The organism is Sphingobium amiense (assembly GCF_003967075.1).
GTDB lineage: Bacteria > Pseudomonadota > Alphaproteobacteria > Sphingomonadales > Sphingomonadaceae > Sphingobium > Sphingobium amiense.
Map to the genome: position 1 here is coordinate 1289751 of NZ_AP018664.1, position 15496 is coordinate 1305246.

General features: G+C 61.9%; 8 protein-coding genes. 6 read left to right on the forward strand and 2 right to left on the reverse strand.

Annotated elements, in window-relative coordinates:
- Nucleotides 1-232 precede the first annotated feature (232 nt).
- The 4 genes from SAMIE_RS06200 (at nt 233) to SAMIE_RS06215 (ending at nt 10348) form a co-directional block, all read left to right on the forward strand.
- Entirely contained in the window at nt 233-1204 is a 972-nt protein-coding gene (locus SAMIE_RS06200) for a universal stress protein (RefSeq protein ID WP_083952435.1), read from the forward strand.
- Between the two features lie 3 nt (nt 1205-1207).
- A complete protein-coding gene (locus SAMIE_RS06205; RefSeq protein ID WP_066699143.1) occupies nt 1208-9619 on the forward strand; it encodes a GH36-type glycosyl hydrolase domain-containing protein in 8412 nt (2803 codons plus the stop codon).
- A gap of 111 nt (nt 9620-9730) precedes the next feature.
- Nucleotides 9731-9967 carry a hypothetical protein gene (locus SAMIE_RS06210; protein ID WP_013846854.1) on the forward strand — a complete coding sequence of 79 codons (237 nt, stop codon included), beginning with the start codon at nt 9731-9733 and terminating at the stop codon, nt 9965-9967.
- A gap of 54 nt (nt 9968-10021) precedes the next feature.
- The gene (locus SAMIE_RS06215) at nt 10022-10348 is read left to right on the forward strand and encodes a TraR/DksA family transcriptional regulator (protein ID WP_013846853.1); all 327 of its coding nucleotides are present in this window, start codon (nt 10022-10024) and stop codon (nt 10346-10348) included.
- A 72-nt stretch (nt 10349-10420) separates the two neighbouring features.
- On the opposite strand, the gene SAMIE_RS06220 is transcribed toward SAMIE_RS06215, so the two are convergent.
- Both SAMIE_RS06220 and SAMIE_RS06225 read right to left on the reverse strand, forming a co-directional pair.
- Nucleotides 10421-11881, reverse strand: a complete 1461-nt coding sequence (locus SAMIE_RS06220) for a bifunctional aminoglycoside phosphotransferase/ATP-binding protein (RefSeq protein WP_119034650.1) — start codon at nt 11879-11881, stop codon at nt 10421-10423.
- 100 nt (nt 11882-11981) lie between these two features.
- A complete protein-coding gene (locus SAMIE_RS06225) occupies nt 11982-12476 on the reverse strand; it encodes an Hsp20/alpha crystallin family protein (protein WP_013846851.1) in 495 nt (164 codons plus the stop codon).
- Nucleotides 12477-13016: 540 nt separating this feature from the next.
- Between SAMIE_RS06225 and SAMIE_RS06230 the strand changes: the two genes are divergently transcribed.
- Complete coding sequence (locus tag SAMIE_RS06230) at nt 13017-14840, forward strand: PAS domain-containing sensor histidine kinase (protein WP_013846850.1); 1824 nt, start codon at nt 13017-13019, stop codon at nt 14838-14840.
- The gene (locus SAMIE_RS06235; RefSeq protein ID WP_066699145.1) at nt 14830-15444 is read left to right on the forward strand and encodes a response regulator transcription factor; all 615 of its coding nucleotides are present in this window, start codon (nt 14830-14832) and stop codon (nt 15442-15444) included. Before SAMIE_RS06230 ends, SAMIE_RS06235 begins: the two co-directional genes overlap by 11 nt.
- Nucleotides 15445-15496 lie beyond the last annotated feature (52 nt).

Below are 15496 nucleotides of genomic sequence, written 5' to 3' on the forward strand. Positions count from 1 at the left end.
GTTACCCGAGAACGTCGTCTGAGTCCGGCGGCATTCGTAAAAGCCCTAATGGCCCCATCCTGGAACCGCCGATAGCCTTTGAGTGCTGGCTGGAATCGGGGAACAGGGTCCGGCCAGATGACGTTGATAGCAACAGTCGGAATGAGCGCCGCCGGTAGCGGGGAGACGGACGGCAACAGGAGGTTTTCCTATGTCTGCCGTATCTGCCTTTCCATCCTTCTCCCAGCCCCGAATGTCCGGGAAGACATCCGGCGTCGTCGCGTGCATCGATTGCACCGATCGCAACGCGTGGATCTATCCACACGCTCTTGCTCTGGCTTCAACGCTCGACGTTCCGGTAACGCTGCTTCAGGTCTTGGACAGAGACGCGTCGCCCGACGCACGGCCTGACCCCATCGAGTGCAATCTTCGTCGCCGCGAGGCCATGCGGGTGCTCGATCGTTGTGCTGCGACGATCGAACCGTCCTCATCTCAAACGACCATTGAGCTCGCAGAAGGACCGGCGGCGGAGGAAATCTGCCGGTACGTGCGGGAGTGTGACGAAGGGATGGTCGTGCTGGGCAGGCGCGGACGAAAGGAAGCCGGCCGCGACGGCGTCGGGGGCACAGTCCACAAGGTGCTGTCCCAGGCACCAGGCCCTGTCCTGCTTGTTCCGGTGGAAGCGCCCGTCCCGGGTTCGGCCTATCGACGGATCGTGGTGCCGCTCGATGGCTCGCGCTGGGCCGAAAGCGTGCTGCCCCTTGCGGTGCGCCTCGCGAAGGCAGCCGACGCTGAGCTGCTGCTCGTTCATGTCGTCCCCACGCCCGAAATGATCCAGGCGCGACCCCTGGAAACCGAAGACGAGACGCTGCGCGAAAACCTGATCGAACGCAACGAGCAGGCCGCGCGCAGCTATCTGGATCGGACCAGGTCCAATCTTTCGGCGATGGGCCTTCGCGCTCGCGCGATTGTCATCCGTGGCGGCGACGTTCGCGACACGCTTTGCGCGTTGATCGATCGCGAAGCGGCTGATCTCGCGGTGATGTCCGCACGCGGGCACGGGCATCAGCATGTCAGGGACGTCCCGTACGGAACGGTTGCCTCCTATCTGATGGCCCATTGCAGTGTCCCGATGCTCGTCCTGCCTTCGGCGAGTCGCAAGGCGCAAATGACTTCGCCTGCCGCCAGCCAGAGCGTGAGATTGCCAACGGCCATTCAGGTCTGATTGATGGCCGATTATGAGGAGCGCGATCCGCTCGCCGGGGCGGCGGAGGAGGTCGCCGACCGTCATCGCCTGACAGGACTGCTCGGCAAGTCGGTGCCGCTGCCCGCATGGGCGCATCTCGAGGAGATGAAGACCTGGCTGAGGCAGGCCCGACAGGCGGCCGCCAAGGCCGACAAGCGCGCAGGCGCCGCGGCTGAATGGCTGCTCGACAACGATTATCAGATACAACGCGCCATCCTGCAGATCCGCGAGGATCTTCCCGGAGAGTTCTACGCGAAACTTCCGGCGATCTCCGGGGACGGGCTCGGTCGCCCTCGCGTGCATCAGCTTGCCCATGCCTTGCTGCAGGCTTCTCACCTGCAGGTCTCGCTGAATGGCGCGGTGCTGTTCGTAGAGCAATATCAAAAGAAGATGCCGCTCAGCATCGCCGAGACCTGGGCCTTCCCGACCATGCTGCGCATAGTCTGCCTGGAATTGCTCATCGGAGGTTTCAGCCACCTCTTCCCGGAGGTCGAGCCGCCCTTTGAGATCGTCGAGACGCCCGACACGGCGATGGTTGGTTTTGACGATACGGAATGCGTCGCGCGCGCAATCGCGAACCTTGGCGTGATCGCGACGATTCAATGGAACGACTTCTTCGATCGAACGAGCCAGGTCGAAGCCATCCTCCGGCGCGACCCGGCAGGCGTCTATCCACATATGGACTTCGATACGCGCGATCGATATCGCCATGCGGTCGAGCAGCTTGCCGACCAGTCGGGACTCCCGGAATGGGATGTCGCCGAGCGTGCCTTGCGCCAGTGCTATAGCAGCGACGAAGCGCCATCGGGCCATGTAGGCTTCTGGCTCATCGATATCGGACGGCCTGCCTTTGCCGACGCGATCGATCCTCGTCCATGGACGCCGGGCTCGATATTGCGACGCGCGCTGCGTTATCCAGGCCTGCTTTATGCAGCCGCCTTGCTGCTCGCGGGCCTTGCGGGCTTTGCTCTACCCGCAGCCTATCTGGTTTCCACCGGCGCCACCGCCGGATCCTGGCTTCTAGGGATCGCGCTCACCCTGCTACCCGCATCGATCCTGAGCATCACCTTCGTCAATTGGCTCGTGACCCACATCGTTCGGCCGAACGTACTCCCCAAGCTCGATTTCAAGGACGGCATCCCCGAAAGTTCGGCGACGGCAGTCGTGATGCCTGTCTTGGTCGCGCGATTGTCGGATATCGCGCCGCTGCTTCGGCGCCTGGAGGCACACCGCCTTTCCAATCCCGATGCCGCGCTCGAATTCGTGCTGCTCAGCGATTTCGCCGATGCGTCACAGGAAAGTGTCTCGGTCGATGCCGATATCGTTCGCGCGCTGACCAGCGGGATCGAGGAACTCAACGCGCGCTTTGCCAATGCCAAGGGACATGGGCCGTTCCATTTGCTGCATCGGCCACGACGGTTCAACGCGGCCCAGGGCTGCTGGATGGGCTGGGAGCGAAAGCGCGGAAAGCTTGAGCAGTTCAACGCCTTCATCCTGAACGGAGATGCGTCCCCCTTCAATGTGACCGTCGGTAGCATCGAACGGTTGCGGCGATGCCGTTTCGTGATGACGGCCGATGCCGATACCAGGTTGTCGGCCGGCATCGTCCGGCGACTGGTGGGGACGCTATCTCATCCCCTTAACCGCGCCCACTTCAACGCTGCGACCGGCGCGGTCGAACGAGGATATACGGTTCTTCAGCCGCGCGTTGAGCTGGCGCCGGAAGCGACCGGCCAATCCTTGTTTTCGCGCCTTTATGGCGGTGACACGACCATCGATATCTATTCGCGCGCCGTATCCGACGTCTATCAGGATCTGCTCGGCACAGGCGTCTACGTGGGCAAGGGCCTCTATGATGTGGCGGCCTTTCATCGGAGCCTCGAAGGGCGCGTTCCCGAGAATACACTTCTCAGCCATGACCTGTTCGAAGGACTGCACGGGCGAGCGGCGCTGGTCAGCGATGCGATCGTTTATGAGAGCTTCCCGACCAGCTATCTCGACTTCACCTGGCGCTGGCACAGATGGGTCCGTGGGGACTGGCAGATCCTGCCATGGCTCTTTCCCTTCGTGCCCGGCGGCGATGGCCGATGGCTGCGCAACCGGCTCGGCTGGTTCGATCGGCTGAAGATATTCGACAATTTGCGGCGCAGCATAATTCCAGCGAGTATTGTGGCGCTGCTGGTGGGTGGATGGTTTCTTCTCCATGGGCAGCCCTGGGTCTGGACCTTGCTTGCCGTCATCGCGCCCGGTGCATATCTCTTTACGGACCTCGTGACCGGCCTCGCGCAGGGCCGCCGCCGCGGCGTCATGCAGAACCTGCTGCGACGTCTGGCGGATCACGCGGGTCGCTGGTTTCTCGCTATCGTCTTTCTCGTCAGTGACGCGATGATAGCGCTGCATGCCATTGCCATCACCCTATGGCGTCTCCATTCGGGCCAAAGAAAGCTCGAATGGACGTCGGCCGCCCACATGGCGACGCGCAACGCGGCGCGACATCCGCGACTGGCGGCATGGCGTGACATGGCCGCCTCTCCGGTGTTCGCGCTGATCATCGGCGCGGGTCTGTTCCTTGCGGCGCCCGCTTCCCTGCCTGTCGCGGCTCCCCTGCTGCTGCTCTGGTTCATTGCGCCTGAGATCGCGATCCGGATCAGCCGTCCGATTGAGCCGGCAAAGGACACGCTGTCCGAAAACGATCGAAAGTTCCTGAGACTGATGGCGCGGCGCACCTGGCTCTTTTTCGAGACCTTTGTGCGCCCCGAGGACAACTGGCTGCCACCCGATAACTATCAGGAGCCGCCCGACGAGGAAATCGCGCACCGAACCTCGCCGACCAACATCGGAATGATGATGGTATCGGTCCTCACTGCCTGGCGCCTCGGACATATCGGCCTCAACGAGGTTGCGACACGGCTTCACAACACGCTCGATACGTTGGATCGCCTGGACCGCTACCGCGGCCATATTCTCAACTGGTACGAGACGAGAACGCTCGCGGCCCTGGAGCCCCGATATGTTTCGACCGTCGACAGCGGAAATCTCGCGGTCAGTCTGATCACCGTCGCGCGAGCCCTTCAGGAAGCCAGAAGCTTGCCACCGGTCGCCACGGATTTGTGGCGAGGGTTTGACGACAATATCGAGTTGCTCGCCGAAGCGATTGCGACGATCGACCTCGAAGCGGCCTCCGCCGCCGGCTCGATCCTTGAGGCTATGCGGGAAACCGCCCGCAGGATTGAGGAAGGGAGGCAAGACTGGGCCGAGAGGATCGACGATCTCCTGTCGATCGATCTTCCTCGCCTGCGCGAGCAGATTACCCTGATGGCCGAAAGCGTCGGCGAGGATGAAATCGCCTCCCTGCGGAATGTCCAAGCCTGGCTGGAGCGGCTCGAACATCATCTGTCCGGCATGCGGCGAGACCTTCGGCTGTTCTCGCCCTGGTGGGAGACGCTCGCGGCGCATCCGGCAGAGTGTTCGAACGTCGCGGCAAAAGTCGCCGACCTGTTGGCGAACGACCGGCTGCCGTCCACGCACGCGGGCGCCGCGGCAGCAATTGGCGTCCTCAATGCGGCGAGAGACCAGCTACCGGCGGAAAGCCGGCAATGGGCGCACGATCTCCAGGCGGCGATCGAGGAAGGCCAGGCGGCCCGGCAAGCGCTTCATGACCGCCTCGATGACCTCTCCAGTCGCGCTAACGCCGCCGCGCACGCCATGGACTTCTCGTTCCTGTTCGATGCCGGCAGCCGGCTCTTTCATATCGGCTACAATGTGAGCGCCGATCGAATAGATCCGCACCACTACGATCTGCTCGCCAGCGAAGCACGCCTCGCCAGCTTTTTCGCCATCGCGAAGGGCGACATAGAGCCTCTGCACTGGTTCCATCTCGGGCGGCCCATCACCAAGCAGCACGCAGGCCTGGCGTTGATATCGTGGAACGGCTCGATGTTCGAATATCTGATGCCGAACATCTTCCTGCAGAGCGATCCCCAAACCCTGCTCGGAATGAGTGACCGGACCGCGATTGCTATCCAGATCGCATTCGGGCGGTCACATGATATGCCTTGGGGTATTTCGGAGTCGTCCTTCGCATCGATGGGCGAGGACCGCGTCTACCGATATCACGCATTCGGCGTCCCTGCGCTCGGCCTCCAGCGAGGTCTGGGGCGCGATCTGGTTATCAGCCCCTATGCGACGGCGCTGGCGCTGACGATCCGGCCCGCGCTGGCGACGCGCAACCTTCAAACTCTGGCGGATCTTGGCCTCATCGGCCGATACGGATTTTTCGAAGCGGTCGACTTCACGCCCGAGCGGGCGCCTGACGGTGAACGCTTTGCCGTCGTGCGCTCCTACATGGCTCATCATCATGGCATGAGCCTTGCCGCGCTCGGAAACGCGTTGTGCGATGACATGCTCGTGCGCTGGTTCCACACCGATCCTCATATCCGCACCGTCGACCTGCTCCTTAACGAAAGGATTCCATGGGAGCTGCCGCCCGAGATCGCGCGGCTTGAGGTTCGTGAGCCACAGCCGGAACCCGACGAACTGATTCCGGGCCTTTACGGCTGGGCACCCACTCGGCGCCGTGGGGAGCACGCGTGGCAGATTCTCGGCAATGGCCGGCTTTCGAGCCGCATTCGGACAGACGGTGCAGGTGGGCTGAGCTGGAACCAGCATGCCCTGACCCGTGGGGGCGCAGGTTTCTGGATCTATCTGCACGACCGGGATGCAGATGTTACCTGGTCGGCAACGGGCGGCCCCTTTTCTCGACCCGAAGACGCGCCGGAGGTGATCTTCCAAGCGCATCAGGTGGAGTTCCACCAGCGCGCCCACGGCTTGTCGGTCACGACAACGATCAATGTCGCCAATGCCGACGACCTGGAGATCCGGCGTGTCGCTCTTGTCAATGATAGCGATAAGCCCCGGACCATCGAAGTCACGGGCTACGCGCAGATCGTTCTGGCTCCGGCCCAGGACGCGGCGCGCCACCCTGCCTTCAGCAAGCTGTTCGTGGGGGCGGAAGCCTTGCCTGGCAATGACGGCCTGCTTTTCACGCGGCGGCCGCGCAGTTCGGCGGAACGTCCGCCCGTCCTGCTGACCCGTGTGATCGGGGATGAAGATGGCGTTACCCTGCTCGGTCTCGAAGCCGATCGCAGCGCTTTCATCGGACGATATGGGTGCCCCAGGCGGCCCGCATTGTTGACCGGGGAACTGCCTGGTGGCCCGCTCGGCTGGACGCTTGATCCGATCTGCGCGATCAGGATGACGGTGGAACTGCCTCCGCGCGCGCGACGTGAATTCGCCTTCGTCACCATTGCGGCTGGATCCCGGCAATCGGCCCTCGAACTTGCCGAGCGCTTTACCACCCTGCCGTCACTCGACTGGGCTGTGAGCGATACGGCAAGTGCGGCGGCGCGCGAGATGCACAAGCTGGGCCTGCAGCCGCACATCGTGCCGCAGGCGCAGGCGTTGCTGTCCACTCTTCTCACCAGAGCGGCAGAGCCGGGATCGGCCGGCGCGCGCACATTTCGGCGCGGGGACCTTTGGGCGCTCGGGATATCGGGCGACCATCCTATTTTGATGCTGCGTTCCGGAACCGCGGAGCAGCAGGACCTGCTTCGACAGCTTCTCTCCTTCCACAAGCTCATGCGGCAGCGTGGTATGCCGATCGACCTGGTGGTGACGCATGAAGGAACGTCGGGCTATATCGAGCCCGTCCGCGAGCGTCTTCTGGAAGTGCTGAAGGATGCCGGGCTACAGGATCGCCTTGGCACCCATGCCGGGATACACCTCGTCGGCATCGGTCCATCCGATGGCGAGCGGGCGGCGCTTCTCGATCAGGTTGCCCGCCTCATCCTTGACGAAGCCGGCGGCAGCCTAGTCGACCAGCTTGCGCGATACGACCAGCCGCCGCATCCGGGCCCGCTGTTCGCGCCGGTCGGGGCGAACTCCGGTACAATCATGACGGCGCCCGTACCGCGCCCGGCTGATCTGCAATTCGATAATGGGTGGGGAGGCTTCGATCCGGATACGGGCGACTATACTATCTATCTGGAACCCGGTGCGCCGACCCCTGCGCCCTGGGCCAACGTCCTCGCCAACGACGGCTTCGGGACGATCGTGACCGAGGGCGGTCTGGGCTTCACCTGGGCGATAAACAGTGGTGAAAACCGTCTCACGCCGTGGTTCAACGACCCTGTCGAAGATCCTCAAGGCGAACGCCTTTATCTGCGCGATGAGGAAAACGCACGGCTCTGGACGCCGACGCCGCTTCCGGCCGGTGGAGACACGGCATGCCGCATCGATCACGGCCCCGACCGTACGTCCTGGCACCGGCATAGCGAAGGCCTTGAACAGGAGCTCTCCGTCATCGTGCCGACGCACGACACCGTGAAGCTTGTCCGGCTTCGCTTGCGTAATCAGTTGCCGCGTCCGCGCCGGATCACGGCTACCTACTATGCCGAATGGCTGATGGGCGCTGTGCAAGGAGAACAGGCGCCCCTGCGCCGCTCATTCTATGATCCGATCTCGCACGCGATTCTCGGCCAAAATCCCTGGACCGACGAATTTGCCGACCGCATCTCCTTTCTTGCTTCGACACTTCCGGTCCACACGCTCACCACCTCACGCTACGATTTTCACGGCGATGACGCCGACCCCACCAGTCCCCTCGGACTTCTGAACTGGGATCTTGGTCACCGGCAGCATGCTGCCGGTGACGACTGCTGCGCCGCCCTGCAGGTCCATCTTGATATCCCGGCTGAAGGAACCGCAGAAGTTTGCTTTGTGCTGGGGCAGGGCGACGACCTGGATCACGCGCGTGACCTTGTCCGTCGCTGGCAGGACCCATCGGCCTTCGAGACCGCGGCGCGGGAGTGTGCCGGTTTCTGGAAGGACAGGCTGGACGCGGTGCAGGTCAAGACGCCCGATCCCGCCTTTGACCTGATGGTCAACCGGTGGCTGCCGCACCAGTCGCTCAGCGCCCGCATCCGCGCTCGCGCGGGCTTTTATCAGGCGAGCGGCGCTTTCGGTTTTCGCGACCAGCTGCAGGATGTTCTGGCACAGATCCATGCCGATCCGAATGCAACACGGCAGCATATCCTTGCCGCGGCTGCCCATCAGTTCGAGGAAGGCGACGTGCTGCATTGGTGGCATCCGCCATTGGATCGCGGCGTCCGCACGCGCTGCTCGGACGATCTGGTCTGGCTACCGTACGCCGTTGCTCATTATGTTGAGGCGACCGGAGACAAAACCATCCTGAGCGAGCTGGTTCCTTTTCTGCGGGCGCCCCCGCTCACGGCCGAAGAAACCGATCGCTATGCGCGTTTCGAGGTGAGTGACTACACGCAATCCCTGTTCGTTCATTGCGAGCGCGCGCTTTCCCACGCCTACCGCCTCGGGTCTCATGGCCTCCCGCTGATTGGTGCAGGGGACTGGAATGACGGCATGGATCGCGTGGGCAACCGGGGGCATGGCGAAAGCATATGGCTCGCCTGGTTTCTCATCGCGACCATCCGAAATTTCACGCGTCATTGTGTGGATGCGGACCGGAACGAGTTCCGCGACCATTGGAACGGCCGCGCAGAGACGCTTGCGGCCGCGGTGGAACGGTCGGGGTGGGATGGCGAATGGTATTTGCGCGCATTCGACGACGACGGCCGTCCATGGGGCGCGTCGGAAGAACAGGAATGCCGCATCGATTCCATCGCGCAGTCGTGGTCCGTATTGTCGGGTGCCGGCAAGGTCGAGCGTACCCGATCGGCGCTCGCTTCGGCCAGACGATATCTGGTTCGGGATGACGACAGTCTCGTGCGTCTGCTGGATCCGCCCTTTGACCGCACGCCGCGTGAGCCGGGTTATATCAAGGCCTATCCGCCGGGAATTCGCGAGAATGGAGGCCAGTATACCCACGCGGCAAGCTGGCTCGCGCTCGCGTTCGCGCGCGCGGGGGATGGTGATGGGGCCAAGGCGCTCTTCGACCGAATCAATCCTATTCAGCATGCCGCGACGGCTCGCAGCGCCGCCCATTATCGAACCGAGCCTTATGTCGTGGCGGCTGACATTGCCGGCATGGAGCCCCACCTCGGCCGAGGTGGCTGGACCTGGTACACGGGTGCCGCAGCCTGGACATGGCGGTTGGCGGTAGAGGAGATTCTTGGCGTTCGGCTCGTGGGCGGCGAACTTCAGGTGCGCCCCGTCTTGCCCAGGGACTGGGAGAGCGTCGAATTGACCCTGCGGCGAGGCCGTGGGTCTATTCATGTGACGATCGAGACGGATGATACTCTGGAGAGCGAAGAACCGGTAATCGAGGTTGAAGGGACGCTCTGGGACGCACGCGGAATCCCGTTCCCCGAGAACGATCATACGCGGATAGTCGTCGTGCGGGTTGCGCAGCGAGCCTGAAGAGCAATCCAGGACCGGGGCCAACGTGTATCCGGTGCTTTACGTAGCGCCCAGTGCTTCAGGCTCGGCTACAGGAACACTTCTCAACACCTTGTTGCCGGGGAGCGACCGATGAGCACCATTGAAGAACTTAAGGCTGATCTTGCCAAGCTCCGGGACGAAGCCAAGGTCCAGGTGCATCTGGGCGCGATGGAAGCTCGCGAGGAGTGGGACGAGCTCGAAACCAAATGGCACCATTTCGTTGCAGAAGCTCGCCTTCAGGAGAGCGGCGGTAACATCAAGGCCGCGCTCCAGGTGCTCGCTGATGAACTTCGTTCGGCTTACCTGCGTCTGAAGAAGGCGCTATAAATCTGCACCGAACCCCAAGCCGATTTCGGTACCTACTGTTCTGAAGGAATCTCCGTGACTGACACAGCCGCCATAGAAGAGCGCCTGACAGAGCGACTGTCGGAACTTCGCGCTCGGCTGACGCGAGTGAATGCGGATCTGGCTGAGCCCCTTAATGCGGACTCATCGGAACAGGCCGTCGAAGTCGAAGATGATGCGGGTCTGGAAGCCGAGGCAAGCTTGATCGTGCGGGAGGCCGCTTCGATCGATCGTGCCCTGGAGCGAATTGCGAAGGGCACCTATGGCGAATGCGTTCGTTGTGGGTCGCAGATTGCACCGGCTCGGCTGGATGCACGGCCGGAGGCAGCATTGTGCATCGATTGCGCGCGCGCCGAACAATGATCGGCATCGCGACCTCACCGGATGGAGAATCCCTTCGGCTGGGGCGACATGCGCGGCCTGCATCATTCCCCGTCACAAATGGCGAACATCCAGGACGTCCATGACTTGCGTTGCGACCGTCTTGCGGTCATCCGCCGCGTTGACGCGGTGCCAGTCGATCTCACCCAGATCATAGCGAGTCTGCAATTCGACAACGGCGCCGTTGGCGTCGGAAGCGTCATGTGTCCGGGCGGATACCCTCGCCGTCAGCATATCGGGTGATGCGTCGAGCCATATCCCATCGAACCGCACATCTCGTCGCAGTGCGACCTGATGGATCTCCGTGCGCTCTTCAGGCTTCGCATGGACAGCGTCGGCCACCACCGAATGCCCGGCGTAAAGCATGTGTCCCGCCAGCCGTCTCAGCTCTGTGTAAATCGCTGCGTTCGCGGACAGGGTATATGCGTCTTTGGGAAGCGGCGATTCTGGCGGCACGCCGGCAAGTCGCTTCCGCAGCACATCGGATCTCAGAATACGCGCGCCTGGAACCTCGCCGAGGGAATGGCCGATCAGTTTCGCTATTGTGGACTTGCCGGATCCGGAAAGCCCGCCAATGGCGACGAGCCGCGCGGGCACCGGTTCGAGCACTGCGCGCGCCAGCGTCAGATAGGCGCTGGCCTTTTGGGTCAGAGCTTCGTCTGAACCATCGCTCGCCTGTGCGGCCGATGTATGGGCGCGAATCCCGGCTCGGATCGAAAGAAACAACGGCACAAGGGCCACGCCGGCATCGTCCTGAGGGGAAATGTCCAGATAGCGATTGAACAGGGCATTCGCTTCGCAATGAAGGCCGCGGCCCCATAAATCCATGAGTAGGAACGCAAGGTCGTAAAGGACATCGCCGGTCGCAAGTTCGGGACTGAATTCCAGGCAGTCGAACAGGACGGGGCTCCCGTCGATCACGGCAATGTTACCCAGATGCAGATCGCCATGGCCATGTCTCACGCGCCCGCTTCGCGCACGTGAATCGAGCAGATCGGAGTGCTGGGCCAGCAGGGCGACTTGCCTGTCGATCAGGTCTCTCACGAGCCGAGCGGGAAGAATGTCGGGGAATCGAGCCATGCTTCGATCATTCCCGGCAATGACGGCTTCCAAACGGCTGCGCCCCGATCCGGACAGGCACGTCTCGGCGCCATCATGAAATGCCTTGATCCGGTCTGCGAGCTGCGTGATCAGCACATCGGTCAGGCCACCTTGGGTTGCCACATGATCGAGCAAGGCGTCATCGGGAAAGCGGCGCATCTCCAGAAGCCAATCGACAGGTTCTCCGTCGCCATCGAGGTTCAGGCAGCCCGCCGAATTCTTGGATACCGGGCGAACCGCCAGGTAGAGTTCCGGCGCGGTCCTGCGATTAAGCCGTAGCTCCGCTTCCAGGGCGGCGCGGCGTCTATCGGCGGTTGAAAAATCCAGATAGTCGAACTGGACGGCACGCTTGAGCTTCCATGCGCGATCGCCGACGAGGAATAGACGCGCCGCATGCGTGTCGATCCGACGCATGGGCTCTCCAGAGCCGAAGGCTCGTCCCTCGAGAAGGGTTATGACGTCGGCTTGCGGGTCTGCGTGGTGCCGAGGTCCCGTCGAAGCCTCCGGCAAACTGCTATGCCTGCCCGATTTCGATCTTCCGACTCCGCGCTGGCGCATTTTCATCCTTGGTCAGTGTGACGGTGAGGACACCATCCTTGAATGCAGCGGTGATCGCGTTCGGGTCAACGTCGCTGGGCAAGGATACCTGGCGCCGGAAGGAGCCATATCGCCGTTCGCTGAATACATAGCCCTTGTCCTTGCGTTCGGTCTCCTCCTTCTTTTCGCCGGCTATCGTCAGGAGACCGTCAGCGACGCTGATATCGATATCATCATCGGACAGGCCAGGGAGCTCGGCGGTGAGGCGATAGGCCTTGTCCTCATCGACAAGTTCAACAGCCGGAACTGGCGCGATTGAAGATCGATTGCCGACACCGAACAGACTGGCGGCGGGGCGGCCAAAATCTTCGAAGAGGCGGTCAATCTCCGTGCGAAGCCAATCAACCGGATGATCGAGAATTGGGCTGATCGGATTGGCCTTGGACGTGGTCGCTGGAACCTGATCATTCATGGCGGACCTCCTGCGAAATGAATGCTCGAGGTCCGGATTGGGCGGGGGGGGATGGCCGATGAATCAGGCCAACAGCGATCCGGCCCTCGAGCGAGGAGGAGGCTATGCGGTTGCCTGGGTGGGCTCTATCCGGAAAGTTACTGAGGGGCGTTTGGGGCGCTCACCATCTCACAATGGACCCGCGGGTCCATTGGTTCAGGTAGCAGCGCGCAAGTCGCACGGATGATGACAATCCGAAGAGCCCGGCCTAAAGAACGCCGACGGTTTGAAGCTCGTGGATGCGACGGTCTGGACATGTTTCCAGCGCTGAACTCCAAAGCAAGTAACATCATCGTTGAGATGGTTGCCAATTTTAATGGATCGCACGAGGCGCTGTTGATAGGCTTGAGACAGAAAGGGGTATCAGCGCTTGCTGCTTCCTTCTGACGACGAAGAGGCAGAGTCATCATTAAAACCGCTCCGCGATCCGGGAAATTCCTCCATTCATGGCAAGCGGGTGCCATTGCGCCACTGGTTGACCGTTCGATCCATGCCCGGCTTTTGACCGCGTCCCTTGCGGGACTGGCTATCGCCGTCATCGCGGTGGTCACACGATGGCAGCTTGGCCGGCAGATCGACGAGAGCGTTCATTATTTCGTCTCTCTCGGCGTGGCCGGTATGGTGCTCGTGGCGCTCAGGCCGGATATCGTGGTGTTGGCGGGCGTCACGCTCGTTACCCTTACGACGCTCGCAATCGTTGACGGTTGGCCGACCGTGGCAGAACAGTGGGTTGCCCTGTTCCTGTTTCTCGCCGCCATGGCTCTGCTTTGGCGGAATCACCATCGTACTCTCTCACGCGCTCGCGATCTCGCGGACGGGACGAGGATGCTGGCCGCAGAACTGAACCTGCTCATCGATGGGGCGGAAGATTATGCGATCTATATGCTCGATGCTGAAGGACGGGTCACGATCTGGAACGGGGGCGCCGAGCGTCTGAAAGGCTGGACAGAGGCCGAGATGGCCGGCCAGCTTACAGATCGGTTTTATCCGGCCGATGTCGTCGCCAGCGGCAAGCCGACGTCCTTGCTTGCCGAAGCACAACACCGTGGCAAGATCGAGATCGACGAGTGGCAGATTCGTAAGGATGGCAGTGAGTTTCTGGCTCACATTTCCATCACCGCGTTGAAAAAACCCGACGGATCGTTGGGCGGTTTCGCGACAATTGTCCACGACATCACCGACCAGCGAGCAACGCTGAGCTCTCTTCGCAACAGTGAAGCGCATCTTCGTTCGATTTTGTCGACGGTCCCCGATGCAATGATCGTCATCGATGAAGGCGGCACGATGGTGTCGTTCAGCACGGCGGCCGAGCGTTTGTTCGGTTACACTCAGGAGGAAGTCCTGGGTTCCAATGTCAGCATGTTGATGCCCTCGCCTTATCGCGAACGCCATGACGGTTTTCTCGAGCGCTATCTGCGTACAGGAGAGAGGCGCATCATCGGGATCGGACGCGTGGTTTTTGCACTGCGAAAGGATGGGACGACCTTCCCGATGGAGTTGTCGGTTGGAGAAGCGGCCGGCGAGAGCCAGCGGCTGTTCACCGGCTTCATTCGCGATCTGACGGATCGCCAAAGGACACAGGAGCGGCTAGAGCAGCTTCAATCCGAACTGATCCACGTCGCGCGCGTCAGCGCGATGGGGACGATGGCGTCGACGCTCGCCCATGAGCTGAATCAGCCGATCACCGCCGTAGCCAACTATCTCGAAGCGGTCCGGGACCTGCTCGACCAGCCAGATCCCGATGATCTGCCCGACATCCGGGAGGCGCTGACAGACGCCGCGGGGGAAGCGATGCGCGCGGGTCATATCGTGCGCCGTTTGCGTGATTTCGTTGCCAGGGGGGAGGTCGAGAAGACTGTCGAGAACTTGCCCAACCTCATTAACGAAGCGGCTGCCTTCGGCCTGATGGGCGCGGGCGAGAAATCGATCGAAACCCGCATGGACATCGATCACGAAGCTGCGACGGTCCTCGTCGATAAGGTCCAGATCCAGCAGGTCCTCGTGAACTTGATCCGCAATGCGGTCGAGGCCATGAATGCGCGCGCCAGGCCTGTGCTCACCATCCGCACCGGTCCCGACCAGGCGGGTTTTGTGCGTGTCACGGTGTCCGATACCGGCACGGGAATGGCCCCCGAGGTCGCTGCCCAGCTCTTCAAGGCCTTTGTCAGCACCAAGTCGGACGGCATGGGGTTGGGTCTCTCGATTTGTCGAACGATTGTCGAAGCCAATGGCGGGCGCATCTGGATGGAGCCTGCGGAAGGGGGCGGCACGCAATTCCATTTCACACTGGTCAGGGCAGATAGGGAGCAATCTTATGGAGGATAAGCGGATCGTCCACATCGTCGACGATGAAGATGCAATCCGTCGATCTGCCGGTTTCATGCTCAAGAAATCAGGTTTCTCGGTCGAAACCTGGTCCTCCGGTGTTGAATTTCTGAAAGACGTGAGGAACGCGGCCGAGGGCTGCATTCTCCTCGATGTGCGTATGCCTCAGATGGATGGGCTCGAAGTCCAAAAGGAATTGAACGAACGCGGTATCGCGATGCCCGTCATCATCCTGACCGGGCATGGCGATGTGTCGATCGCTGTAAGCGCGATGAAGGCCGGCGCAGTCGACGTCATCGAGAAACCGTTCGAGAAGGCGGTGTTGCTCGCGGCTATTGAAAGTGCCTTCGAACGGCTTGCCGACGTTGAAGGCAGGGCAACCCGCGCCGCCGACGCAACGATCCGCATCGCCGCTCTGTCCGGGCGCGAACAGGATGTGCTCAAGGGGCTTGCGCGAGGACTGCCAAACAAGACGATCGCTTATGATCTTGGGATTTCGCCGCGCACCGTAGAGGTGCATCGCGCCAACCTCATGACCAAGCTGGGCGTTCGCAGCCTGTCGGAGGCGCTCCGTATCGCGTTTTCCGCGGGGATCACGGGCTGAGGATCGGGACACTTACGTAGCGACCCGGGGATCGTTTCCTGACATCGTCCGA